The sequence below is a fragment of the Sphingobacterium sp. WOUb80 genome (genome assembly GCF_050058145.1).
Taxonomy (GTDB): Bacteria; Bacteroidota; Bacteroidia; order Sphingobacteriales; family Sphingobacteriaceae; genus Sphingobacterium.
The window spans coordinates 2,080,436-2,106,527 of the sequence record NZ_CP165617.1; the positions used below are offsets into that span (position 1 = coordinate 2,080,436).

Here is a 26,092-nt window from a genome sequence, read left to right on the forward strand (position 1 = left end):
TTTATTTAGGATTATTTAGTATTTCATCAACTCTTCTACCCCATAAAGGAGTCGCCACCGCTCGGTCTTATCTTCCTGAGCATAACGTTTATACAACGACAGATAGCTTTTTTGGCTGGGATCGAGAACTAAAACTCGGATCAGATCTCGACATATATCCTGCTGCTTCGCTTCCCAGCCACTGATCTGCTTGTAAGGCCAGCTTTTCACACTTTTACCCAAAAAGCCGGTCAAGTAATCTATGCCTTTTAAAATTGAACGACCATCTGCAGACTTTTCACCAAGCAAATTAATATTCAATGTTTGCGCTGTGGCACATACATCCAACATATGCGTCAGATTGTATTGCGAATAATGATAGGATAAGGTGCGCCATAATTCATTTGGCTGCCTGCCGTCGGGCTCAATCTGTGCAAAAATTCTTTTCTGAGGAAAATCTGCAATTATTTTTCGAGCTGCCTGCTCGTCACCTGAAAATAAGAGGTAGGTTATTAATTGCGCATCGTATGCTGTTGCATGATTATTTTTCGCGGTCCTTTCTTGATATCCTTGTTTGCTCTGGTGCATCCAACTAGCGAAATCGCTAAACCATTGTTTCAGGCGTACCTCATCATCTGCCGTATAGCTCGGAGAATCTTTTAACAGACGCAGGCTACTTAGCATTTCCACAAAAGAATAGCTATCAATCAGTCCTTCGGGGCGCCCTTTAGAATCATCTCTGCCCGGAATAAACTGCGCATAGTTCAGATTGGGATTCATTCGTGTTTCAGCGTTCAGAAACCATGTCCTCAAAAGCTGTACAGCTCTTTCTGCATATTTCTCTTCTTTGCTATAGAAAAAGGCAAGACAAAGTGTATTCACGTCAGCGCACATACTGCCCAATACATCACGGTCGTACTTACTGAGTTCGGGATTGGACTGTCCATCCCTGTTTACATAAGGTAAGTGATTTGCCGTTGTTGGATTGGGCCACCAGTAACGGCTTAAACTTACATAATCGTGCTTATCACCGCTCGGCGCAATAGCTTCCTTTAGTATAACGGAATAACTATTATGCCCCATTACCTCCGCTGCTTGTTCCAACAGGTTGTTATAAGCAGGTTGATAACTAGATGCGTGCAAGCTATCCCTGATTAAAGTCATTCTTTTTATATTCCACAACCATTGTGCAGATGCTCCCATCGTCATGACAACTAGAGACACGAGCGTCATATATATTTTTATTTTCATACTGATCCGTTTTTTATGACAACTACTAATTCCATCGATACGAAACAACGGATTTAGGGGGAATGGTATAAGAAAATTGTGCTTGCTTATCAGCAATCGTAATGGATTGTTGTATAGCTGATTTATTCAACAACACCAGGGCCATTGAGCCATCTGGATTTTGAAATCCAGCCTGTATCAGATCATCGCCGCCGGTAGACTTCGTCGCAATCCGTACAGCGCCCGGTTTTACAACCGCAGCTAGATGGCTGATGACATAATAGTGTGAATTCCTAGTGATTGACCGATAATTTTTAGTATCAATATCCACGGCTCCGTAACAGGTTTTACATCCACCTTCCCGCCAAGGACCACGATCCGAATCTAACATTAAATTCCAGACCATTACCCCGCTGCACCAATTATTTACGGTTCCCAAACCCACTTCCTCCATATCTTCGAAAAGACGAATGCCAAAATCGTGGCCTTTATTCCAGGTACCAATGGAAGTTTCTGTAAACAATAGATCTTTGTCTGGTCGAGCAGCATGTATACGAAGCAATTCGTCACGTTTACCACCATAGTTATGGTAAGCTGCTCCAGCAACATAACTTGAAGCGAGGCTGTCGGCGTAGATATGTAAGGGATATTCTTGCTGTTCTTTCATATTATCATAATTGTAGTTATGATCAAACGCATAAATTTTTGTCGTAAGGCCAGCAGATAAAATTTCAGCACCTAAGCTCTTCACAAAATCCCGCTGTTCTTTCCAGCCCATAAATAGTGATGCCGAATTTTTCCGGTTTAAAGGCTCATTTTGAGGTGTTATAGCATATATTTTTACACCATTTTCCTCAAAGGCCCTTATCCATTTGACGAAATATTGTGCATACGCGGTATAATAACGTGGATTTAAATGGCCACTCGTCCAAGAATTAAAGGGCAACATATCGACAAGATTATTCACTTTCATCCACCGTGGGCTTGTCCAAGGTGATCCCAGAATTTTAATTTCCGGATTGATGGCTATAATTTCTTTCAACACAGGTAAGACATAATTCAATTCTTCATCCTGTAAAGCAAAATGCACTAAGCCTTCTTCGTCACAACAGGTATATTCGCTTAATGAAAAATCTGAACATCCAATCGAAATACGGATATAACTATGACCAAAGCCCTTAATGGGATCGAAAGTTTCGCGTAAAAAACGTGCGCGATCTTTCTTTTGCATCCGCATTAAGTTATAACAAGTGGATCCTGTCACAGCAGCACCGAAGCCTTCCATTTTTTGAAAGCGGATTTGAGGATCTAACGTAATTGTGCTCGAGACAGCCTCTCTGACAGTTTTATTTATCTGTATTTTTCTTAAATCCTGTTTTTTATCCTGTGTTGTCACATAAATCTCAACTTGGCCTTTGGAGAGTCTGGGTGCGGCCTGTGCAAAGCAACAAATTGAGGACGAAATCAATACGAACAGTAAACGGCAATTGCGTTGTTTCATTTTTTATTTTATCGAGGTTTAAAATTGAAATTGTCGATTGACGTAGTCTCAGTCAATCCATGAAGAACAAATTTATAGTTTCGGTCTACTTCAACATACTAGATCAAAAAAAAATGAGAAAAAAGAACCAAACATAAGACCATAAAAAACTCAACATAAACAACTTATAGAAAACTTTATTTAAAAAAAAGTAAATACCAATGACTCTCAATCCGCTTAACAAGGAGAGAAATATCTTCATCGAATCAGGCGGTTTTCTAAATTTTTAGGCGCATAAACCTCATCGACAACCACTTTTTGTCTGAGACAGAAAACAGGTAAAAACCTAAAAAGCAAAACATTACAACATACCTTTCTTTGGAGAAATCTCACTTTTCCTTTATAGACGAAAATATCATAATACAGTCCATTAGATTTGTATCATAACCGTTGCAAAATATCCACGGTCGGCAATACCGCACTGGAGGAAATTTACATAGCCAATTTTAAACTCAATTTACAGCATCTAATATGATTTAAAGAACCATCGCATTCTGGCAAAGTTTGTTGTACCAACTTGCCAACAGACCTATTAAAAAAACAAATAAAAACAACCAATTGATTAACGCATGTCATGAGAAGAAAAACAAAACTTTTCCTGCTACTAGGAGTATCTTCAGGAATTTACGCCTGTAAAGAGGAAGTCCAAATTGACACTCCAAGTATTACTTCATACCAAACGGCCGAAGTTGCTTATATGGGCGACAGTATACCTGTGGATATTACAATTAATGGTGAATATCCGATAAATACCATCAAGGCGACTTTCTTTCAAAACGACCAGCAGATTGCCGAAAGTATTGTTCCGGCCAATAAAGCGGGTATCTATTCGAATAAACTGCTGGTACCCTTTATCAAAGATATCGCTGATGGTCCAGCTGAAATACAGCTTATGGTTAAAAACAAAAATTTTAACTACACGACTGTCATTGTTCCCATCCAGGTAACACGCCCTAAATTCCCCTATTTGACCCTCAAGACAGCTTATGGCGACTACAAGATGGAGCCCGTAGTCGGAGAACCCTACGAATATGCCGTTACGGAGGCCTTTCCCAATACAAAACTCAACGCCTTGATTGAGGCTCCCGCCTACGGAAAAAATGGAAATAGCTTTTTATTTGGAGGTGCAAGTATTAGCGCATATGCCACCAACAAGGATTCTATCCCATTTCAAATCGTCCGGGCGCCAGGCAGTACATTTACTGTTTCCTTCGACACCCGTAGTTTCGAAGCTGCTCCCTTCCTCAAACCCTCCTTTGGCGGTATTGAATTTCCGAATTTTGCGAATAACATCGCTGTCATCGAAGCAGAATTTAAACAAAATCAACCAATTGGATTGGATGGCATAGTCGATATTGCCAACTGGTGGATCAATCCAAGTTTTCTTTCAAGCAATGGAGACGGCACGTATAAATTCCGGGCTATTGATGGTAAGTATCGCATAACAGCCGATCAAGCGTTGAAATACTTTAAGATCGAACCGATGGAGGGCAACGCGCTGGCCAATTTTGATCCAGTCAGTAAAACAGGTGGCGTGTGGGTCAATGGTGGTATCGGTGATTCAGATGGCTCCGCACTCAAAGAACGTTTCGGTATTCCATCTATGGCAGCAAATCCCTCCCTATGGAACCCCGAAAAAAATGTGGCCATGGCCCCACTCGGCAACGGTATTTATCAAATCAAATTGATAGCCAATCAAACCTTATTCTTGAGCAATGTCTCTGGAAGTACAGCTGGTATTGCCTTCTATCAAAACAGCCGGTCATTAGACAATTACTTTGCACTCAATTTAGTACAGACATTGTATGGAAGTCCTGGACAGCCCACATCTGCAGGTGGTTCGGCACGTTTTGAGTTAAAAACTTCTAGTGGCAATCTGAGCAAAGGAGCACCCATAATCTCGACCGGGAGTAACCGCTCACTGGGAGCCAACCGGACATATGTCTTCACCTTAGACACGAAGGTATCTCCAGCCGCAGTAACCATCACTTTAGAATAATGTAGATCACAAAATTATGAAGATAAGCGAAAAAACAATATTCACAGATAGTAGCCGTTTTATGCACCGGAATCTACTATCTCTTTCCCTGCTATGCGCACCTTTTGGTTTATTTGCCCAGCAGGCAAAAGTATCGGGCCTAATCACCGATAGCAAAGGAAACCCTGTTTCAGGTGTAACGGTTTCCATCAAAGATCAGGTCACCAAAACAAATACCAATGGATCTGGACAATATACATTACAAGCCTCACCCGGAAATACGTTAGTATTTACCTACGTAGGCTATGTCACGGAAGAACATGTGTTAAAACCCGATGAAACTACTGTAAATATCCGTCTAACTGAAAGTGCGTCCAATTTAGATGAAGTTGTGGTGGTCGGCTATGGTAAACAGAAAAAAGAGAGTTTAGTAGCATCTATCAGCACCATCACGGCCAAGGATCTTGCTGTCACTGGACGCTCTCTGTCCAATTCAATTGCAGGACAAGTTCCCGGAATTGTAGCCATTCAACCTTCGGGAGAGCCTGGATATGATGATTCCAACTTTTGGATCCGTGGCGTGAGCTCTTTCGCTGGTGGTACCAGCCCCTTGATCATTATTGATGGGGTACCCCGCAGTAAATCCGATATGAGTAATATCCCTGTAGAAGACATCGAGACATTTTCTGTACTTAAGGATGCCTCCGCTACAGCAGTATATGGAGCCGAAGGGGCAAATGGTGTGGTCTTGATTACAACAAAACGTGGTATGCCGCAAAAAACCGTTATTTCGACCGATTTGCAGCATGCGATTCGTAAACCGCTGCGCTTGCCAAGTTCATTGGATTCATACCGAACGCTAAGTTTATACAACGAAGCTACCTGGAATGAGAAAGGCAATCCCCAAACGGGATGGCTACCGACCTATGATGATATTACACTGGAGAAATACCTCACTGGTGCAGACCCAGATTTGTATCCAAATACGAATTGGTTGGATCTTTTAAAACCAAACACCGATGTATCCCGTTATACAATCAATTTTCGTGGTGGCGGTGATCGCGTTCGCTTTTTTACTTCCGGAGCGTACTACACTGAAAATGGTCTGTATAATTCGCAAACGGTTGAAAATTACAATGCCAATCTGAAATATGAACGCTTCAATCTGCGGTCCAATATCGATATGGATCTGACCTCGACCACAAAAATGTCCGTCGATCTTGCCGGCTTCTTTGTCAAACAGAACGCACCGATTCAGACAGCAGATAATCTGTGGAGTATCATTACTTTAGCACCACGTTATATGTTCCCGATGGTGTATTCCGACGGAACTTTTGCTGAACACCCTGTTTACTCAGCCGGTTCTGTTGGAACTGCAGAGCGAGCCAACCCATACAATTTGTTGAACAATATGGGGTATAGCCGCAATCAAGAAGTGACGTTACAATCTAAAATCAACCTAACACAGGCTTTGGATGTCATTACGCAAGGTTTGTCATGGCGTGGAGCTGTTGGTTTTGACAACCTATCACAGGGGCGTACCAACCGCACCAAGGAAGCTAAGTCCTACTACGCAAATGCCAGAGATGCCGAAGGAAATCTCATCTTTAGGCAGATCCGCGGTGGAGCGGCATTGTCCAATCCTGCGGCCGCCGGTAGTTCGGGTGAACGGAATATCTACCTGGAAACAGCCTTAGATTACAAACACAATTTTGGTAAGCACGACGTTTCCGGGTTAGTCCTCTATAATCAAAAGGAAAAACAATATCAAAACCGAGGTAATGGTCTAGAAATGTTGCCGTATCGCAAGCAATCTATTGTAGCTCGGGCAACCTATGGCTATGATGGCCGTTATCTACTAGAAGCCAGTATGGGAATGACGGGAAGTGAAAACTTCGCCATGGGCAATCGCTGGGGACTGTTCCCTTCTATTGGGGGCGCTTGGTGGGTCAGCCATGAAAAATTTTGGGAACCGCTGGAACAGATTGTCAGTAAATTAAAATTTCGCGCGTCTTACGGGAAGACCGGAAATGACGTTTTAGCCAATGATCTTTCCCGTTTCCCTTATCGTGAAAAACTGAATGAAGGTGCTCCAGGTTATAATTTTTCTTGGACAGGCGGTTCGGGAGCTGGCGACGGCCAAGGTTCGGGAAGTCCAGGCTCAGGCGTCGTGGAAAGCGATTACGCTACTCCGGCATTAAAATGGGAAGAGGAAAACAAATTTAACGCTGGAATTGATATCGGCTTATTTAAAAACCGGATAGATGCGACGATTGATTTTTTCTACAATCAACGTTTTGATATCCTCATGCGCCGCCGGACGCTGCCTACATCCGCAGGTTTGCAGGTTGCTCCCATGCAGAATTTTGGGCGGACAAACAATCGTGGTTTGGACATGAACATTACCGGTACACAAAAGATCAATGAAGTCACTTTGAGTGCACGCCTAAACTATACCTATACGGTCAATAAGGTGACCGAATATGATGAAATCCCGCCATCCTATGCCTATCAGGCATATACCGGTCAAAGTATAGGAAAACCTTATATCTATATTGCAGACGGCTTATATACCCCGGATGACTTCGATATTACGGTAAATCCTGCCAATGGTGCACAAACTTATCAACTTAAATCGGGCCTCGCTAACCCAGGCTTTGCTGTGGCTCCCGGCGATATCCGTTACAAAGATTTGAATGGTGACGGTCTGATAGACAACTATGATCAAACCTACAACAGTATTTTTTCCTCAAACATCACCCCGGGCATCGTCTATGGTTTTGGGCTTAATGCTGAATGGCATGGATTGAATGTGGGTGTATTTTTTCAGGGAGCCGGCAATTTTTCTACAAATCTGCTTGGCAAGGTTGAAAACTTCTACCCGTTTGCTCGTTCCATCAGTGATGCCGCATTACGAGAAGAGGCCATGGACAGATGGACATTTTCTGATCCATACAACCAAAATGTCTTATTCCCACGATTGAGTACCGCCAATAACGGTAACAATATGCGGAATAGCACCTGGTGGTACCGTGATGGAGCATATCTACGCCTTAAAAACATAGAAATAGGATACACCGTGAAATCAGATTTTGTAAAAAAACTGCATTTAAATACGGTCCGATTCTATGTACAAGGCGAGAATCTACACACCTGGGATCATGTAAAATTTTGGGATCCTGAAGTGACTGAGCGTTCAGGTTCACGTTATCCGCTCAGCTCGACTTGGACTTTCGGTTTAAACGTTACTTTTTAATTTGTCTACTGTTATGAAAATATTTAATAAGGCTCTTATTTGTCTAGCGATAGCGACAACTACCCTATCCGTATCCTGTAAAAAATACCTGGATGTTTCTTCCGAACTTGCGGACAACTTAACAATCGATCAAGTATTCGAAAATGCAGCCTACACAAAACGTTGGCATGGCAATATTTTTAACTGTATCATCGAGTATTCGAAAAATGCATCCTCCGCTGACAAAATGAGCAATCCCTGGTCGGCCATCTCAGGTGAGATTGTTGCCAACTTTGCCCGTAATCTAATGGTATCCGGCTATACGGCTGGTAATGCCGGTTATCATCGCTGGGCCACACAATACATGCAAATCCGCCAAGCATTGATCTTTATACAGCGTGCCCATGCAATCGAGGGTTCCGGTAACAATGCATTGCCACAAGCTGAAGTAGATCGAATGAAGGACGAAGCTCGCTTTCTGATCGCTTATTCCTATTTTACATTATTGGAGCTTTATGGTCCCGTACCACTGATAACCGAACTGGCCGATCCAGAGGATCAAAATCTTGACTACGCCCGTGCGCCTATGGATGATGTTATCAATTACATTGACGGTTTGTTGGGTGAAGTAATTAATTCGGCAAATCTCCCGGCGACAATCAAGAGCAATACCGGCGCAAACCTATATGATACCGGCAGCATGGTTCGTCCAACCCTTGTCGGTGCGCGTGCACTACGCGCTAAACTTTGGGTATACGCCTCTTCCAAGCTTTTTAATGGTGGATTTGCCGAAAGTCTAGGGATTGTCAATACCGACGGTACGCGGTTGTTTCCCGATTATAATCCTCAAAAGATACAAACGGCAAAGCAGCGTTTGGAAGAGTTTCTGGATTATGCACATGGTCTTGGACACAAGTTACATGTGGAATATTATCCAGCCGACCCTGCCAGCCCCGGTGTACAGGAAATAAATCCTCATGAATCCGTTTACCAAGTATTTCAGAAATACAATGACGAAATAATTTGGGCTACAGGCTACAACGACTACAGCAACCCTAATAACCAGGAGCGTCGCTCCAACCCCGTTGATCTTTATGCCAGTCCGACTAATTTTGCCAATATTGGTATTTCTCAGGAATCTGTGGATGCATTTTTTATGAGCAATGGAAAGACGATCTATGATGCTGGATCGGACTATAAAGAAAATGGATTCACGACGGTCAATAATCCGACGCATGTCAATAATCATGCAGACCAAAATATTTTTAATATGTATGCGAATCGTGAACCGCGATTTTATGCTGCTGTAGGTTATAATGGAAAAAGCTGGCATATACATACCAACGAACATAACAATCCAAATGGCATCTATTATCAGTGGTATGGTCGCGGGAAACCATCAGGTATTGCAGGTGGTGAAAATTGGCCACGGGCAGGTTATTTACTTTACAAATTTAAAAATAGACGTATTGCCCAAGGAATCAGTTCTATTAACGTAGCCGGTGCACCTGGGACTCCTTTTACAGTCTATACAGCATGGGCAAGACCATCGATTTTGTTTCGCTTAGCTGATTTCTACCTATATTATGCCGAAGTACTCAATGAAATTAACCCAAATGACCCTAAAATTATCGAGTACATAGACAAGGTGAGGCAGCGCGCAGGTATACCCGGTTATGCAGAGATGGATGCCGGCGGTACTAAAACAGGTATTATCGGCAATAAAGCTGCCCAATTTAAAGCCATTGTTCAAGAACGACATGTCGAATTATTAGGTGAAGGTCAACGTTGGTTTGATATGCGCCGCTGGATGATCTGTGACCCTTCAAGTGCAAACCAACCTGACAAAGGTGGCGTGGACGGCGACATGACCCGCATGAGCGGAATGAATATGAATGGTTTTGATAATGTACAACAAACCTACGGCCAAAATACCACAACAGTAAAACCTTTGGGCGACCAAGATTCATTTTTCAAACGCACAACATTGGAAAACCGCCGCTGGGTAAAGGAATATTACTGGTATCCTGTACCACAGGACGAGATCAACAAAAGTAAGGGACGGCTACTCGTCCAGAATCCTTTGTGGCCCGTCGTCATCGGAGCAGGACAATAATAACGACATAAGGCGCACTTTCTGGTGCGCCTTATTTATTTGTGCAAAAGTATCGTTTTCTTCTACCCCATAATTTTAAGATTGGGGTACCTCCCGGCTATCTGAAAACGTTTCCATATCGTCCTATAGCAAATACATCAAGTAAGCTACTGTAGGTCAATATGCTACTGGAATAAATACCACATATAGCCGTTTGCAGGAATTGTCACCTTCAACTTAATCGTATAATCCCTTTCCAGCTTATACTTTTTACCAGATTTACCCCCCTCTACGACCAAAACCTGATCCGTAAGTCCAGTATAATAAAGAGGAACTTTAATTTCTCTACTGATCGGCACTGCCAAGGGATTATAAAGTGATAAAAACCCTTTATTTTTCAGTTTCGGTGAAACGTGTAGAAATCCGTCCCAGTCTCTCCCATCTGGTCTCCTGAGATGGATGATATCTGCGTCTAAAATAGCCCTATAGGTCTTATAAAAATCTACCCATTTATGTACAAGCTTTTCCGTATCATCGGTATCATACAGTCTTGGCCCGCGGTAACAGGCCTGAACTCCCGCACCAAATAAATTACGTAACCTGGTCTCGTAGTGATCCAAATGCTCGTGCAATGGTTCAATTGTCGCTGCCTCACCACCACCATGATATTGTGTCAGCGGAACGAACATAAATCCCATACTCGGTGTCTTCTGCCAGGTACCGTCGTAAATATTTTGACGTTCAATAATTTCCTGTTGCGCACGCGGTAAAGACCAGTTCGTTTCCACATAGCCCATAGGGGTTTTATTGGATCCCGACAGGAAATACCAGTCTGGAACATTCAGATAGATTCCCTGAGCACGGCACCATTGGTAATAATCACGGATAATTTCCCATTGCTTCCATTGGGAGTCATCGTAATCATGATGGCCTGAATGCGTAGTTGAAGCACAGGGATCTCCTGGATAAGAACCGTCATTTTCAAAAACATTCATTCCGGTATAGTCAAAGAAATGCTGTAAGGTCGCAAAATAATCTTTCCCCCAATCCGTCGCCAGGCATGGGGAGAGACCAAAACGGCTACCTTCTTCACGCGTTTTCGCAGGTTTACCTGTTTTCTGACTAATGGCGGCCACATCCGCTTTTGCCCCGCGGCTCGCCAATAGCGAATAACCTCCAATGGCTATCCCTTTTTCCTTCGCATATGCACTGAGCTGCCTCATCGTATCTAGGTATGCAATGCTCTTGTCTTCAATCTTAAAACCGCTTCCAAAGGTCATAATCACCATTTCAAAACCAACCTTGGCTGCCTGATCGATCGCTTGTTTTACAGCAGACGGCTCAGAACTACGCACGTGCATAAATATGGGATTTTCCTGGGTCCAGGGAGCCATCATCCGCCAAAACTTTCGTTCGGCCAGTCCTCTACGTTCTTGATCGGTCGCATCCCGCAAGAGCTCAAATGCACGGCATGACTCAAATTTTTGACCAGCTGTGAGTCTATAACCAGGGCCGATTAATGGCGATACCTCAAGGCGGGCGGGCTTATACTGCCCATAGTAGCGTATTCCCGTCCATTCGTATTCAGGATGGTCAAATACCCAGCGTACCGCCGGATTATCTTTCATGGCTTCCATATCGCCACCCATGGCATAATCTGTCACCACAAACAGCTGGGTAAAACGATCGATATAATCTCTAGGGGCATCTGTCTGTACGGGTGCCTTCCGAAAATCTTTTGTAAAATGACCGGGTTCAAGTGCCATCATCCGGATTTCGTGTGGCTCCCCATAATGTACTTTCGGGGCAGTTTCGACCAAAGCTAATAGCTCCGATTTAAACGCATCAATTTTCACTTCCTGATTACCCCGATTGATGACCTCCATCCATTTAGAAATAATGGGCGCTCCGTCATAGAGTTCGATGAAGATTTTTACCTCCAGATGCTGGATTGCCGGATCGGCCTCTGTTACCGATGAAAAGGTAAAAACAAGCCTTTTTCCCGGTGCGGGCCAAGGTTCTTTATTGGAAATCCATGCATTATTAGGCTTCCACGGGAATCTCGCCTGTGTCTCTTCGATGCGATAATCTTTAAGCCTAAAGGAACTTTTGTCAAAAGACATTTTAGTCAGAAAACGCTCCTCCAGGTAATTATTCACCGGCTGTCCCTGCATTCCACCGATCGTGTACTCTTTACCTGAAATGGTGAGCGAGGCTTCGGGGCGAACTGCCCGCAGCTCGCTCTCCCCCGTCATCAGGTTATCCAATGCAACCGTCGCCAGACCATCTCCAATTAGAAAAACACGTCGCAACAAACCATTTTCAAGAACGAGCTTATTTTTCTCCGTTTTGACCACCGTCTTAAATGGACTGCCATCAATCAGCCAGTCTTGCGCCATCAGTGGAGAAGCTAATCCCAACGCAACCCACACCATGAATACATATACTACACTCGTTTTCATACAGTTATTTTATTTCAGTTCAACAGACTATTCGACAGTAAACCAGACATAACTTTCTGCAGGTATCGTAACGGTCAATTTCGATTTAAAGAATCGATCTAAGGTCACAGTCTTTACTGTTTTATCCCCAAATGTTATTTTAGCCTGTTTGGTAATTCCGGTATAATACAGTGGAATTTCTATCGTTCTGGTTATCGGCGTTTTTAAAGGATTAAACAGCATTGCCAATCCCTTGATACCGCTTTCCGGAGCGTTGACATGTAGAAAGCCGTCCCAGTCCCTTCCATCTGCACGGCGCAAATGTATCAGGTCTGCATTCAGTATCCCACGATATTTTTTATACCACTGGATCACATCAATAACAGTCTGCTTGGTCTCTTCGGTATCATAAAGGCGGGGACCGCGGTAGCAGGCCTGAATACCCGCTCCATAATACTGCATCATCAATTGCTTATAATCTTCGATGTGTTCATGTAAGGGTTCCAAAACCGCATCTTTTCCACCACCCTGATAAGCTGTCAACGGTACAAAGCCCCATCCCATTGCTGGATTTTGCTCCCAGAGTGCATCGAAGATATTTTGTCGGTTGAGTATACGCTGGTTCTCACGTGGAAGTGAGAAATTCACTTCCCGATATCCCAATCCAGTCTTATTGGCGCCATCCAAGAAATACCAATCGGGGGAATTGATGTATACACCACGTGCATTTAACCAATGGTATAGTTCCTTTTGCATATTAAATTGGACCCATTGGCTATCTTCGAGCCCATGGTGCCCTGGATGACTTGTCGAAGCACATTGATCACCGGGAAAAGGCCCATCGTTTTCCCAGATATCAAACCCCGTTTTTTCGAAAAAGGTCTTTATTCGTTTCGCATAGCCAATTCCCCAATTCGAGCCAAAACAGGGTGCATTATTGAAAATCGTACCACCTGTTTTTCCAGTTGCAGGATTAATAATATCATCGGTCTCACTGATTTTTCGTGAGCTGAACAAAGAGTAAGCTCCAATTTTGACATTCTTTCGATGAGCATAATCAGCTAATTTTTTTAATCCGGCAAGATTTGACGCCGTAGTGTCCTCCATATTTACATGGCTCCCAAAACTCAGAATAAGTGCTTCATATCCCGTAGCGGCACATTGATCGATAGCCGTGTAAACTTGCTCATCTGTTTTGCTGACAAGGTGCATAAATATGGGGTTTGCTGTCGTCCATGGTGCAATGGTACGATACATCTTTCGTATAGCTAGCCCCCTGCGTTCCCGGTCATAGCTATCCATCAACAGCTCCCAAGATCGAATGGAATTAAAATTACCGCCCGGTTGCAATCTGATCCCCACCCCGACATTTGGATAGACTTCCAGAATCGCAGGTGTCGTATAATTATAATTAACCTGCGAAGTGTATGTAGAATCGGCCTTCCAGTGTAAAGATTGATCGCTTAAATGATAACGCATCGCATTATTGAAGGCAAAATTACTTTCGACATAGATACCATGTTGTTTTTGCATATCTTCAATAGATCCTACTACTGCACTTTCTTCCTCAACTAGCGCCAATTTTTCATGGATGACCTGATTGATCTGAACGGTCTCCCCGCTATTATTCTGAACGGTCAACCACTTACTGATCAGGGGCAATCCATCGTAAATCGCATAATGAACTTTTACCGCTATGCCGCCCAATGATGCTATTTCCGGAGCAACATAGGTAAAGATCAATTCCTTTCCTTTGCCGGGCGCTTTATGTGTAGCCCACCATTTATCGCCATTCCAGGGCAACAGCGGGTCCAATTCGCGGACTTCATATTTCGAATAGTGAAAATCCTCAGCACTTGCCGTGAATCCGGCCATCCATTCAGGTCTCAGGTATGCACGCTCTTTTTGTCCATATGCTCCACCAACATTATACCACTTTCCGTTAAGCTGCAACTGAGCCTCGGGCTGCACTGCGCGCACAAGTTGCTGACCAGTAACCAAATTGGTAAAATCATAACAATATGAATTGGGTTTTATTCTAAAAGAACGGCGTACGAGACCATTTTGCAATATAATGTCCTGGTCTTTGATGTCAATACGAGACAAATGCTGACCAGTGCCATTCATTATCCAGTCTTGCTGTCCAGGCGCTTTGTACTGTGCTAAAACAGGATTAGACACCATCCATGCGAATGCGGCTAAAAATAACTTAAATTTCATGTGTATGATAAAGTTTGAAAAGTATTGGTTCTGTATAGACATAAATTTGTATTCGGCTTAGTAGTATTCCTTCAATAAAGGTTCATATTGTGCTAAGATATGCTTTGCTACCTTAATTTCTCGACCTACATTCACTTTTTTGGGGCTTTTCGGTGATTTAATCCAGTTTTCCTCCCAATTTGCAAGATCTGTATAGAAGGTATTCGCACGTAAAGACTCTCGTCCATACACCTGCTTCAGGCCTTCTTCGGAATAGGATTCACCGGTATTTAGCTTCCGCTCAAGCATCGCATAAAACCTGCTCCAACGTTCGTAATAATAATCGCCAATCAGGCCATTCCATTCACGCCAAGCATAGTCAAAGATGGAAGGTTCTTTATCGCCGCCCCACCAGGTTACAAGCTGGGAAGCATTAAACGTATAAAGCTTCTTTTCCTCCGCATTGGTTGCCTGTGACTGTGCGTCTTTTATCCAGGTATTAAAGTTAAAGTCGCTCCGTGTTCCCAAAAGCTTATCAACGTCCTTAAGTAAGGTAAGAAACCGTTGGCTATGCAATTTAAAACCTTTCTTATCACCCTTAATAAAGGCCTCAGCGGCATGTTTATGCATTTCTTGTCCCAAATTGGACAAGACTTGCCGTCCGATATCCATCACATCAAAGCGATAGCCGTCCGAACCTTGCAATTCGTATGAAGCATCAAGCAAAAGTTTCCAGGCCATAGCAAGTGTGTCAGCTGCATAAGGAATTTTAAAACCTGCATTTGGGCCTGACTTTTTCACATTTAAAGCGGGTCTGGCTGCAATAATTGAACTATTCTCCACGCCATTGGTACCGGGCCTATAAGGTCCTGCCAGCAACATCGCTCCGACTGCTGAAATGTTGGTATTTTGGGTATTGTACCTTCTGAACAGATAACTCTTGACCCAATCATCTGCATCAATTGCCTCCCGATGAAAAGGCATCTCAAATGCGAGATCGTAAAAAAGTGGATTCTGTCCGATGGCTTCCATAAAAAGTCCGGAACCAATAGCATTTGGATATTTTGAACTTGCTTGCCCAAATTGATTGGAGGCAAGCAGGCGGGCATCGCCATGCAAATTAATACGACCGCCGAAATTATGTAAATTTCCAACAACAAAATTATAACCCCAAAAGCCATCCAATGCTTTGTCTTTATATTTGCTTCCATTCAAATCGAGAATGAGCAATCTATCTTTTGGTATTGCTTCCACAATATCCCTTCGCAATGACCAGGCCTGCATAACCGTGTGACCTTTGGTATCATAAGTCGAAACAAGCTTTTGTATGGCCTGTCCAACCGCATGCAGATAAGCCCGATCTTCACTTGGCGGTGTACCCTCGTGAAAAGGATCTGCGGCATAATATCCATGACTACCAAATAACTTATCCTGTTCTTCCAAAAATATCTTCCCGAATTCATCAAACAGCGGATCCAATGGATCCAATTGTGCCGTTGCTTTGAAGCTGCACCAATCCTTACCATAAGCGATTTTTGCCTTGGGATAACGTTCGACAAAACTACGCGGCACAAAACCTGAAAATCCCTGTTGAATAGGTTGCATCCCTAATTCCAGTTCGCGCTGCATGATCTTTTTTCCAAGAATAATATGGTTATCTATCCAACTTTTCGGCAATGGTCCATTTGCTGACTCAATATTCGTCATCCATTGCCAGGCCGAATAAGCCGGCCCCACCAAAAACGCTCTGGCTTCATGATCCGAATAGCCTACACGTAGCAACGCATTGTACCATACACCTTCCAGGCCGACTACCGAAAGCGGCATATTGATGCCGTTCATGGCCATAAAATCGATCTCTTTTTCCCACCGTTCCCAATTCCACCAGGATGCAGAATAATTGAACGTACAATAGTTCATATATACCCGCCACTGGGGCTCAACCTCTTTCGTTACGGTACGGTCTGGTATGGGAAGCTTTGCTGGTAGATGCATCTGACTTCCGTTCCAGCCCATTTGCACATGGCAAAAATATTTTAGGTACCAATTTAAGGCCGAAGCAATGGCGATCTGATTGTTACCGCTAAGCTGGATCAGGCCATCATTCGATCCGGCGATTTCAAAATGATCCCTGCCGCTGCCGCCTGGCTGAATGGATAGCTTAAATTGTTCTGCATGATTTGGCACCACACGGCGCACAAGGGCTTCTATTGCTTTAAGGTCCTTGGGTTGAGCACCCACTGATGCGAGTGCCCCCATGTAAAGCAAAATCAAGCTACAGTATTGAAAAATTTTTATCATCATTTAAATATTACATTCCAGCCAAAGGATCAAAAGTACCATCGCCCCAGCCCTTGGTCTGTTTCAGTTTGGCATTGCCTTGAATAGTCGCGGTAGATAATGGTAAGAAGTACATATTCTGGTTATAAATCATCGGAGAAAAATCACGTTCAGTCAAGGTATAAGTATATCCCCCCGGAGATCCTGCCTGTTGGTGCAATACCAGCGCGAAGCGTTTTTGCTGACCGACCATGATCTGATCCATTAATTTCCATCGTCTAAGATCCCAAAGGCGTTTCTGTTCAAATGCAAATTCGATATAACGTTCATCTCTTATTGCTTGACGCATTTCTGCCTGGCCCATTGCCGGATCCAATCCGTAGACTTTACCTGCCAGTTCCGGATCACCCAAAGTAGTCTCCGTGATACCTGCCCGTTTACGAATCATTTTAAGAACATCAAAAGCCTCCGCCGACCGACCAGTCTCCAGAGCAGCCTCAGCCATATTCATGAGTACTTCGGCATAACGCATTTCAATAAAATCAGTGCCTGAAATCTGTGAGTTTGTTATATCAAGAGATTCATCAATAGCCTTGCGTGAATAATAGCCTGTAAGGGATCCGTTTTGTTTTCCGTAGGCATAGCCGTTCTGTGCATTATCATAAAGCGCCATGGTGGTACTTAAATAGCTGGCACCATTATAGACAACAGTAGTATAAAAACGATCATCCCGATTTTGCCAACTCAGCGTGGCATCACCATTGAAAACGGAGCTGTTCCACTGTACTTTTTTTCCACTTTTGAGCGGAAATGCATCCACCAGCTTCTGGATCGGATGACAGCCTCCGGTGGCATTTGCCGTAAAATCGATGGGGCGAACGGCGGCGTCCCTACTTTGCGTGCGACCTGGCTGCAGGTATCGAATTGCAAATACGACCTCCTTGTTCATCTCCGCCAGAAATAAACTGGCATTGCTATATTTATCAACTAAACCATAGCCATTTCCATCTAGAAATGCCAAAGCCTCCTTATTCGCGGTGTAAGCTGTTTCCCAAATCGATGTTGTGTTGTTCGGATTGAATTGCGGGCTTGCCCGAAAAAGGAGCACACGTCCTTTCATCGCCAAAGCAGCGCCTTTTGTGATCCGTCCCAGGTCTTCAGCAGCCGTATATTTGGCAGGAAGTTCATCTGCTGCCTGATTCAGTTCATTGACAATAAAATCAAAACAGTCTTTGGTACTGTTCCTTTCTACCAATAAATCCTCTGTACGTTCCTGCGGACTGACAATTAAGGGCACGCCACCATAACGCTTGACCATTTCGAAATAAGTGTATGCTCTGATAAACCTCACCTGCCCCCGTAACACCTTACGGGTATCCTCTGCGATTGTGCTCTGCGTTCCATCAATTTCCTTTAGAAAGACATTCATGTTCCGGATAGCAGCATAAGGCCAGTATCCCGGTCCACCATTATCGATGGTGGTTGTTCCATCTATCCAGCTATTCGACCTGGAGGCCTCATCCGAAGCATCTGCAAGGGTAACATCCCAGCCGGGAACCGTCATGTAGATATTATTTACAAATGCGGTTGCCAATTTTGGATCCGACCAGACCACAGGTTCACTGATCGCTGATAGATCATTTTTATCAAGTACCTTGCTACATGAACTAAAAGTTATCAATCCAATAGCTAAAAGGCTATATATTGCGGTATTTTTTTTCATTGCTCAAAAAGATTAATTGATGGGTTGGATTAAAATTTGAATGATAGACCTCCGGTAATACTTTTCATAATCGGATATTGATAAACACCATAATTACCTGTAATCGCTTCCGGGTCTGCGACCTTGACACTGTCAAATGTCAGAAGATTGGTTCCAGAAACATACACTCTCAATCCCCCTATTCCAAGACGTTTTGCAAAAGCATCACTTAAGGTGTAACCGATTTCAAGATTTTTCAGACGCATATAATTCCCGTTCATCAACCAAAACGAAGACGCTGCTCTGCTGGCTCCGATGCTACTCGCTGCAATACCCGCCACCCGTGGATATCTGGCATTAGGTGTTTCCGGGGACCATGTATCATTGAACATACTGAGCACAGCCTGCTCATCCCATAGATCTCCCCGGTTGGGGAACATGATTTCACGATTGGCAACACCCTGGAAAAATGCGTTAAAATCAATACCTTTCCATTTACCACCCAACGTAAAGCCATAGATAATTTCGGGATTCATACTTTTCTTGCTTAAGACCACCATGTCAGCACTGGTAATATCACCGTCACCATTTTGGTCTTTTAAAATAACATCACCTAGACTATAGGCAAAACCTGTATACTTAGGCAAGCCGCTCAAGTCGTCAGTGGTCCGGGCTATCCCATCTGCCTGATATCCTGTAAGGAAATCGATCGGTCTGCCAACCCGTTGCTGATAATCGAAAGCACCGGCAGCAACATCCCATTCTTTGACTTTATTACGCGCAAAACTGAAATTCCCACCAATAAAATAGCTAAAATCCTTATTTAGCTGTCTATCATGACGCAATGAAAATTCTATACCGTAGTTGTCCACAACACCATAGTTCTCACGCGGCAATGTCGCCCCAAAAGTATTGGGAGTGGAAGCTATTCTTGATCCGAGGATATCGTAGGTATGCTTTTGGAAATACTCCAAGGAGCCGCTCAGTCCACCTTTTAGAAAACTAAAGTCCACACCGGCATTAGAAATTCGGGTTTTCTCCCACGTGATATCATAATTGGGCAGCGCTCCGGGTGTTATACCCGATGTAGCGGAACCAAAAACAGCCCCGGAAGTAACCGAATAACGATTTAGATAACCATATTCGGCAACATTGTCCCCACCATCGTTTCCGAGAAGTCCATGAGAAACGCGAAGCTTCAGATTGTCAACAAAACTCCACCTGTCTTTTATAAAAGGTTCTTCAGACATCACCCAACCGACCGCCACAGAAGGGAAAAAACCCCAGCGTCCCTCAGGCGCAAATTTTAATGAAGCATCATACCTAAAATTTGCTTCGACTAAATACCTGTTATCGAAACCATAAGTGAAACGCCCTACATAGCCCAATCTTCCTGTCTCGGTTTCACTTCCTGTCGCATCTTTGTTTTCCGCAGCAGCATCTCCGATAAAAAGCTGTTCAATGGAAGTGGAGAGCATTTTGTTGCGATAACCATACAGATATGCTGTATTTCCCTCACTCTGTTCGTATAAAAATAACCCAGTCACCGCATGTTTCCCAAATACACGGTCGTAATTAAGGGATAAATTCAATGTGTAGGAATTATTCTGGTTAAAGGAGGCAAAAGCGCTATTTTCCCAGTCTCCCAGCTGTAACGTTTTGATCACATTTTCGGTCATGATATGACTATGTCCACCGGTCATCTCAAACTCAGCAACATCATATTTTTTTCGTATTGTTTTATTGTAATCATAATACTTCCGGTAATTCATGGTCGCATTTGCTTTCAGCCCTTCAATACCCGGTATCTTATAGTCCATCCGTAAAAGCCCATTAAACGTATTCCGGTTCCATTTACTGAACCCTGCATTGTCTATCAGCGCAATAGGGTTCCATTGCTGATAAGCACGAACATAGTTGTCACCGATCTTCCAGGGCATCATAGAAGGTTTATTGAGTAGGCCGCGGTAAAGATCATACATCCGGTCATCATCACCGCCGTCATAAGGCCAGTAAGGCCGGGATCTCCCCTGAAGCGAGGCGTCCAGATTGAGGGAGACGCTCAGACGTTCCGAAATTTTAGCATCTACGTTGGACCGAAGATTATAGCGGTTATAATTCAGGTTATTGAAAGCTCCATCCTGGTAATAATAGCCAATGGAAGAAAAATAACGGATATTTTCACTTCCGCCATTGACACTGAGATCATGTTTCGTGTAAACCGGATCATGCCATGCACCTTCAAACCAGTCATAATTGGTTTTGTTATCTTTAAAATATTGGATTTCATCGTCCGTATAGTAACTTGGATCCGTGAGTGGTAGGTTTTTAAATGTAGCAACCCTATTTCTATAAATGGCATGCTCATAGGCAGTCATTCTTTTGGGAACCTTTGTATAGGTATCTTTACCCACAAATGATGAATAGGTGATTACCGGAGCCTGTATACTTCCGCGTTTGGTGGTGACCAGTACAACACCATTTGCTGCCCTTGCCCCATAAACTGCGGCCGAAGTCGCATCTTTCAGGATGGAAATCGTTTCGATCTCCTCTGTGCTCAGCGCCTGGAAGTCATTGAGTGTTCTTGGAATACCATCGATAACGTACAATGGAGCCGTACCATTGGTCGTACTTTTGCCACGGATGACAATATCTGAACCCGAACCAGGTCCCCCACTTCGTTGACTCGCAAACACACCATTTACACGACCTGCCAGCGCATTGGTAATATTTGAAGTTGGAAAAGTGTTCAGGTCCTTTCCAGAAACACTGGAAATAGACCCCGTGACATTTCTCTTCTTTTGATTGCCATAACCAACCACCACCACTTCATCCAGACCAACATTGGAAGAAGAAAGCACCATGTTAAGCTCACCGAGGTTTTCCAGCATGATTTCTTTTCGGTCATATCCCACCGAAGTAAACATCAGCCGGTCTCCAACCGAGACTTTTTCCAGGACAAAACTGCCGTCCTCAGCCGTCTTTGTATTGGATGACTTACCGACCACCGAAACATTTGCGCCACTAATCGCTACACCCTTGTCATCTCTTACATATCCCCTAACATTTTGTTGCTGTCCAATTATACCCGTCGTTCCTGCAACAGGATTCCCGTTCCAGGAACTATTTTCCTTCGGTGCAATGGAATACAGTTGGTTTGTCAATTTAGTAATTGAATAATCAGGCATCTGCTGCTGCAAAAATTGGATAATCTCCTCTTTTGACTTTGGTGTGTCGATCCTGCTTGTTGAAATATCCCGAATCAGGTCTGGGCTATAGCTAAATTTAACATTAAATTTTTTCTCAATCCTGCTGAGCAGCTGGATCACAGATTTGGAAGATTCAAGACGTTGCATCGCGATACCCTCGCGCCACGGACTTCCCCACACCAGGGTGGAAGAAGACATTGCCAGTGCTGCAAAGACCAATGCAGGTCTGGCAAATCCATTCAGGACTTTACTCATAATAATTAGTTAATTGGTTTGGTTTAATTATATATCTGCCGTCAATAAAATCCACGGTGCAATTCAGGGATTTTCTTAGGGTTTGGAGGGCTAACTCCAGATCATTCTTGGGTATATATCCGGTGAATGTAAGAGAGGATAATTGATTGTCGGAGATTTCAATTGCGCAAGAATAATTTCTACCTATTTTTCGGGCAACTTCTTTCAACGTTTCATTACTGAATGCAAATAGATTGTTTTTCCAAGCGTTATAAAAGACCGTATCGACCGCAACCTTTTCAATCTGATGTTCCGCAGTCCTAAAAAGGGCTTTTTCCCCAGGGATTAAACGTACGTACTGATTTTCAGCATTTACTTCAACACTCCCTTTGTTGAGCACAACAAAAGCTTTGTCATCCCAGGCGCTCACATTGAATTCTGTGCCCAATACTTTAACATCCATTCCTGTCGGGGTATGTACGATAAAAGGCATTTTTTCATTATGTGCAACATTGAAATATCCGTCGCCTTTGATCCAGACTTCCCTGACCGGACTTTTTCCAAACTGATGTGAAACTTCCAGTTCAGCGCCTTTATCTAGCGTAACCTGTGTTCCGTCGGACAGTTGATAGACTTTCTTTTCTTCCGATGCGTTATAGACTGTTTTAACACTATTCGTTGTTTGATGAGTCGTATAGAGATAATAGCTTCCGCATAAGATGATTAGGGAAGCTGCCGCTGCCCACCATTTTTTACGTACAAACCGCGAATAGATCACTGCTTGATGTGGCGTCTCTTTCGCTGTAACAGCAGCAAAAATTCGATTCGAAGCGTCTGCTGTCAAACGGTCTTCCGAAGAAATAAAGGGTTCTATTAGGTCATAATCAGGAAAAGCGTCTTTATATTGCCCATCCTTGAGAATAGACAACAATAAGTCGATTTCATCTTGGGTACATTGCCCATTAATAAATTTTATATAAAGTTCGGTTACTTCTTGGTTGGTCATCATATTAAACTCCGTTATATAGAGCTAATACAACTAAGTCCTGTGGAAGGACGATCCGATATTTTATTTTTTTTGCATATAATGATAAAATACCATCAACAAGCTCGTTAACTCGGCATTCGTTTCAAGATATTGACGAATAAACTTAAGGGATTTGACCATTTGATCTTTTACGGTATTCCTGGAAATATTCAGCTCCTGGGCAATTTCATCATGGCTCATATTTTCCTCCCGGCTCAGCTTAAATATCCGTTGTCGCTGCGCGGGTAATTTTTCCACTGCCATATCGTAGATACCTTTCAATTCTCTGTATTGAACAAGTTCCTCGACCGCATTGCTTTCCATAGAATAGTTATAAAAAACATCGTTTAAATAAGTCTGTTCTACGACGAAAGATTTTAGTTTATTGTAAATGGTATTTTTTGCAATGGTAAATAGATAAGGTTTGATATTTTTAGTGGCATCCAGCGAATCCCAATTAACCCACAGTTTCATAAAAACATCCTGTACCAGCTCCTCGGAGAGTTCTCTGGACCTAAAAAAGCGAAAAGCATAACCAAATACAGCGTTTTTGAATTGATCAAATACAATTTTAAAGGCATGTTCCTTATTTAGGTGTTCGATGTTATCCATGAATATTGAAAATAGGATTGGGGAATATAAGAGATTAAATCCTGAAGTAAAAGAACAATAGTTATGCAATCGATTGTTTAAATTTTGTTGTTACGAGAACGGCTACTCGTCCAGAATCCTTTGTGGCCCGTCGTCATCGGAGCAGGACAATAATACCGAAATAAGGCGCACGGTTTCGTGCGCCTTTTTGTTCAACTCATCTTTTCCGTTTACCCAGCTTGGCCAGTAACCCGAAGAATTCAAAAAGATTTTAAAAGCTTATGCAGATGCAGTGATTCTATTTTAGTGAACAGCATAGCTTCTAGCGGTAGTATTTCTGTTAGATTATAAGGGAGCCAAAGAGATTCTTTAGTATATTTACTTAACCCTTTGACGGGAGAGTTTGTAATTTAATAAAGGGTCTAACCCGTATAAATCAAGGTAAAATGTTTACAGTAGCACAAATTAAAACTGCACATAGCAAAGTAAAATCAGGTGCGGACTTTCCAGCCTATATTCAGGACATCAAAAAATTGGGCGTAACATCTTACGACGTTTTTGTTGCGGATGGCCACAGCGATTATTATGGACCTAATGACTACAAAGCCAGCTCTCCAGCTAGTCATGAGCCATTGGCCATCGGTGAACCTGTTGATGCAGAACAGTTCAAAAAAGGTTTAAAAGAGCATCAGCAGGGCAAAACAGATTATCCGACTTTTATAGCGATGTGTGCAACATGTGGTATCGAAAAATGGACTGTTTTTCTTGACAAGATGAGCTGTGTATACTATGATAAGGCCGTAAATGAAATTCTGGCAGAAGAAATACCACATATAGCGTAAACAAATGGCAAAATCTATTTTAACAATAACCCTGAATCCATCCGTAGACAAGAGTACGAGCGTACAACATATCGTTCCTGAAAAGAAATTACGCTGTGAAAAGCCTATATACCAGCCTGGTGGCGGAGGAATTAACGTATCTCGTGCCCTGAAAAGACTTGGTCTGGATTCAACTGCCCTTTTTACATCCGGGGGAAAGACAGGCAGTTTACTCGAAAGCTTATTGAAACTGGAAGATATTGCTATTGATCCTATTCGGGTGAATGGCGAGACCCGCGAAAACTTTATCGTGGTTGACAGCTCAACCAATCAGCAATATCGATTCGGGTTTCCAGGCGAACAAGTTGAATCCAACGAACTGGAGGGAATTAGGACTTCAATTGAGGAACTCACCTCTGTTCCGGATTTTGTCGTTATCAGCGGTAGTATGCCGGCTGGTATGCCGCCTGAGTTTACACGATCACTGATCAATACGTACAAAACGAAGGGCAGTAAAATAATTATTGACACCTCTGGGGATGCACTTCGCCTTGCATTGGAGGAAGGTGTCTATTTAATCAAGCCGAATGCCGGCGAGCTCGCAGCTCTTGTGGGAAAAGAGGAATTGGAGCATTCCGATCTGGATATAGCCGCCCAGCAGCTAATTTCGGAGGGGAAAGCTACGCTAATCGTGGTCTCGCTAGGTGCACAGGGCGCTATATTGTATTCAAAAACAGAAAAAATCCAGCTACCTTCCCCAGTCGTAAAAGTACGTAGTACTGTGGGAGCTGGTGACAGTATGGTCGCCGGCATGGTGTCTGTCTTAGCGCAACAAGGCGATCTCGAACATGTCCTTCAGATGGGAATTGCATGTGGCTCAGCGACAACAATGGCGGAGGGAACTGGCCTATTCGCTAAAAAAGATGTTGATCGACTATTTTCGGAAATTAAAAGAAAATAAAAAAGTCAGCCCGAGCTTACTGTCGATGATCTGCCTTTCGCCCCGTCTGTTGACCTCATCGGCCCGCAGGACACAGTTCAGCAGACCGGTCAGTCTATTGGACAACGTCACGTCGGCTCCCTGGACCAACACCGGGCGGAGCTGTTCGCGCAGCGGCAACAGCCCCCAAAGCGAAAACCTGACCTATGCTTTCTATTCTTTCTTCCTGTTTTTACCGCCCAAACAACCTTTTTATCTCCTCATGCCTCTCTTCGATCAGCAGAACCGTGTGATCATATTCTTCCTGAATCTTTTGATCCGTAAAACATGGCCGAAGCTCACCTCCGACCAGCTTATGCGCAGCGAATCCGACCAGGAGCGATTTGAGTTTCTCCCGCAACCGTCTTATCTCCGCATCTTGTAAGGTAGCTTCACTGATTTTACGCCCACTGTCTGCATCATCTTCCTGTCGCTGTTCCTGAAATTTTTCCATAATCAAATTTTTTAAGTACCCAAGTTTCTTTACGTTTCCAATCTTGGCTCTTTTAGCCAACTGTTTTTCAAAAATGTAGCTGTTGTTTTTTACACGTT

Annotated in this window: 15 protein-coding genes; 5 read left to right on the plus strand and 10 right to left on the minus strand. The window is 43.3% G+C overall.

All coding sequences use genetic code 11. The annotated features are described in order from the left end of the window. Positions 1-15: 15 nt before the first annotated feature. Entirely contained in the window at positions 16-1,230 is a 1,215-nt protein-coding gene (locus AB1Z56_RS08565) for an alginate lyase family protein (protein ID WP_426791717.1), read from the minus strand. 25 nt (positions 1,231-1,255) lie between these two features. Then, positions 1,256-2,710, minus strand: coding sequence for a glycoside hydrolase family 30 protein (locus AB1Z56_RS08570; protein ID WP_426791718.1), 1,455 nt, complete (start codon positions 2,708-2,710; stop codon positions 1,256-1,258). Positions 2,711-3,323: 613 nt separating this feature from the next. Between AB1Z56_RS08570 and AB1Z56_RS08575 the strand changes: the two genes are divergently transcribed. Genes AB1Z56_RS08575 through AB1Z56_RS08585 form a run of 3 tightly spaced genes read left to right on the plus strand, consistent with a single transcriptional unit; the run spans position 3,324 to position 10,078 of the window. Further along, positions 3,324-4,748 (plus strand): DUF5125 domain-containing protein, encoded by a 1,425-nt coding sequence (locus tag AB1Z56_RS08575; protein ID WP_426791719.1) that lies wholly within the window; start codon positions 3,324-3,326, stop codon positions 4,746-4,748. Positions 4,749-4,764: 16 nt separating this feature from the next. Beyond that, positions 4,765-7,983: a SusC/RagA family TonB-linked outer membrane protein gene (locus tag AB1Z56_RS08580; protein ID WP_426791720.1), complete on the plus strand. Its 3,219-nt coding sequence runs from the start codon at positions 4,765-4,767 to the stop codon at positions 7,981-7,983. A 13-nt stretch (positions 7,984-7,996) separates the two neighbouring features. After that, positions 7,997-10,078, plus strand: coding sequence for a RagB/SusD family nutrient uptake outer membrane protein (locus tag AB1Z56_RS08585; RefSeq protein WP_426791721.1), 2,082 nt, complete (start codon positions 7,997-7,999; stop codon positions 10,076-10,078). A 164-nt stretch (positions 10,079-10,242) separates the two neighbouring features. On the opposite strand, the gene AB1Z56_RS08590 is transcribed toward AB1Z56_RS08585, so the two are convergent. The 7 genes from AB1Z56_RS08590 to AB1Z56_RS08620 are packed head-to-tail and all read right to left on the minus strand — an operon-like array spanning position 10,243 to position 23,761. Continuing rightward, on the minus strand, positions 10,243-12,519 hold the full coding sequence (locus AB1Z56_RS08590; protein ID WP_426791722.1) for a hypothetical protein: 2,277 nt from the start codon (positions 12,517-12,519) through the stop codon (positions 10,243-10,245). 27 nt (positions 12,520-12,546) lie between these two features. Next, positions 12,547-14,718, minus strand: a complete 2,172-nt coding sequence (locus AB1Z56_RS08595; protein WP_426791723.1) for an alpha-galactosidase — start codon at positions 14,716-14,718, stop codon at positions 12,547-12,549. A gap of 57 nt (positions 14,719-14,775) precedes the next feature. Then, positions 14,776-17,001, minus strand: coding sequence for an alpha-N-acetylglucosaminidase (locus AB1Z56_RS08600; protein ID WP_426791724.1), 2,226 nt, complete (start codon positions 16,999-17,001; stop codon positions 14,776-14,778). A 7-nt stretch (positions 17,002-17,008) separates the two neighbouring features. Beyond that, on the minus strand, positions 17,009-18,700 hold the full coding sequence (locus AB1Z56_RS08605) for a RagB/SusD family nutrient uptake outer membrane protein (protein WP_426791725.1): 1,692 nt from the start codon (positions 18,698-18,700) through the stop codon (positions 17,009-17,011). A gap of 29 nt (positions 18,701-18,729) precedes the next feature. After that, on the minus strand, positions 18,730-22,143 hold the full coding sequence (locus AB1Z56_RS08610) for a SusC/RagA family TonB-linked outer membrane protein (protein WP_426791726.1): 3,414 nt from the start codon (positions 22,141-22,143) through the stop codon (positions 18,730-18,732). Then, on the minus strand, positions 22,136-23,131 hold the full coding sequence (locus AB1Z56_RS08615; RefSeq protein ID WP_426791727.1) for a FecR family protein: 996 nt from the start codon (positions 23,129-23,131) through the stop codon (positions 22,136-22,138). The genes AB1Z56_RS08610 and AB1Z56_RS08615 overlap by 8 nt, the downstream gene beginning before the upstream one ends. Before the next feature lie 60 nt (positions 23,132-23,191). After that, entirely contained in the window at positions 23,192-23,761 is a 570-nt protein-coding gene (locus AB1Z56_RS08620) for an RNA polymerase sigma-70 factor (protein WP_426791728.1), read from the minus strand. A 425-nt stretch (positions 23,762-24,186) separates the two neighbouring features. On the opposite strand from AB1Z56_RS08620, the gene AB1Z56_RS08625 reads away from it, so the two are divergent. Both AB1Z56_RS08625 and AB1Z56_RS08630 read left to right on the plus strand, forming a co-directional pair. Then, positions 24,187-24,582: a DUF1398 domain-containing protein gene (locus tag AB1Z56_RS08625; RefSeq protein ID WP_426791729.1), complete on the plus strand. Its 396-nt coding sequence runs from the start codon at positions 24,187-24,189 to the stop codon at positions 24,580-24,582. 4 nt (positions 24,583-24,586) lie between these two features. Next, positions 24,587-25,522, plus strand: coding sequence for a 1-phosphofructokinase family hexose kinase (locus tag AB1Z56_RS08630; protein ID WP_426791730.1), 936 nt, complete (start codon positions 24,587-24,589; stop codon positions 25,520-25,522). A gap of 211 nt (positions 25,523-25,733) precedes the next feature. Here the strand turns inward: AB1Z56_RS08630 and AB1Z56_RS08635 are convergent, their stop codons facing one another. Next, positions 25,734-25,994: a hypothetical protein gene (locus AB1Z56_RS08635; protein ID WP_426791731.1), complete on the minus strand. Its 261-nt coding sequence runs from the start codon at positions 25,992-25,994 to the stop codon at positions 25,734-25,736. Positions 25,995-26,092: the final 98 nt, after the last annotated feature.

Excerpts from the sequence above, each read along its gene's own strand:
- AB1Z56_RS08565 (WP_426791717.1), bottom strand. The coding sequence starts at position 1,230 with ATGAAAATAAAAATATATATGACGCTCGTGTCTCTAGTTGTCATGACG.
- AB1Z56_RS08570 (WP_426791718.1), bottom strand. The coding sequence starts at position 2,710 with ATGAAACAACGCAATTGCCGTTTACTGTTCGTATTGATTTCGTCCTCA.
- AB1Z56_RS08575 (WP_426791719.1), top strand. The coding sequence starts at position 3,324 with ATGAGAAGAAAAACAAAACTTTTCCTGCTACTAGGAGTATCTTCAGGA.
- AB1Z56_RS08580 (WP_426791720.1), top strand. The coding sequence starts at position 4,765 with ATGAAGATAAGCGAAAAAACAATATTCACAGATAGTAGCCGTTTTATG.
- AB1Z56_RS08585 (WP_426791721.1), top strand. The coding sequence starts at position 7,997 with ATGAAAATATTTAATAAGGCTCTTATTTGTCTAGCGATAGCGACAACT.
- AB1Z56_RS08590 (WP_426791722.1), bottom strand. The coding sequence starts at position 12,519 with ATGAAAACGAGTGTAGTATATGTATTCATGGTGTGGGTTGCGTTGGGA.
- AB1Z56_RS08595 (WP_426791723.1), bottom strand. The coding sequence starts at position 14,718 with ATGAAATTTAAGTTATTTTTAGCCGCATTCGCATGGATGGTGTCTAAT.
- AB1Z56_RS08600 (WP_426791724.1), bottom strand. The coding sequence starts at position 17,001 with ATGATGATAAAAATTTTTCAATACTGTAGCTTGATTTTGCTTTACATG.
- AB1Z56_RS08605 (WP_426791725.1), bottom strand. The coding sequence starts at position 18,700 with ATGAAAAAAAATACCGCAATATATAGCCTTTTAGCTATTGGATTGATA.
- AB1Z56_RS08610 (WP_426791726.1), bottom strand. The coding sequence starts at position 22,143 with ATGAGTAAAGTCCTGAATGGATTTGCCAGACCTGCATTGGTCTTTGCA.
- AB1Z56_RS08615 (WP_426791727.1), bottom strand. The coding sequence starts at position 23,131 with ATGATGACCAACCAAGAAGTAACCGAACTTTATATAAAATTTATTAAT.
- AB1Z56_RS08620 (WP_426791728.1), bottom strand. The coding sequence starts at position 23,761 with ATGGATAACATCGAACACCTAAATAAGGAACATGCCTTTAAAATTGTA.
- AB1Z56_RS08625 (WP_426791729.1), top strand. The coding sequence starts at position 24,187 with ATGTTTACAGTAGCACAAATTAAAACTGCACATAGCAAAGTAAAATCA.
- AB1Z56_RS08630 (WP_426791730.1), top strand. The coding sequence starts at position 24,587 with ATGGCAAAATCTATTTTAACAATAACCCTGAATCCATCCGTAGACAAG.
- AB1Z56_RS08635 (WP_426791731.1), bottom strand. The coding sequence starts at position 25,994 with ATGGAAAAATTTCAGGAACAGCGACAGGAAGATGATGCAGACAGTGGG.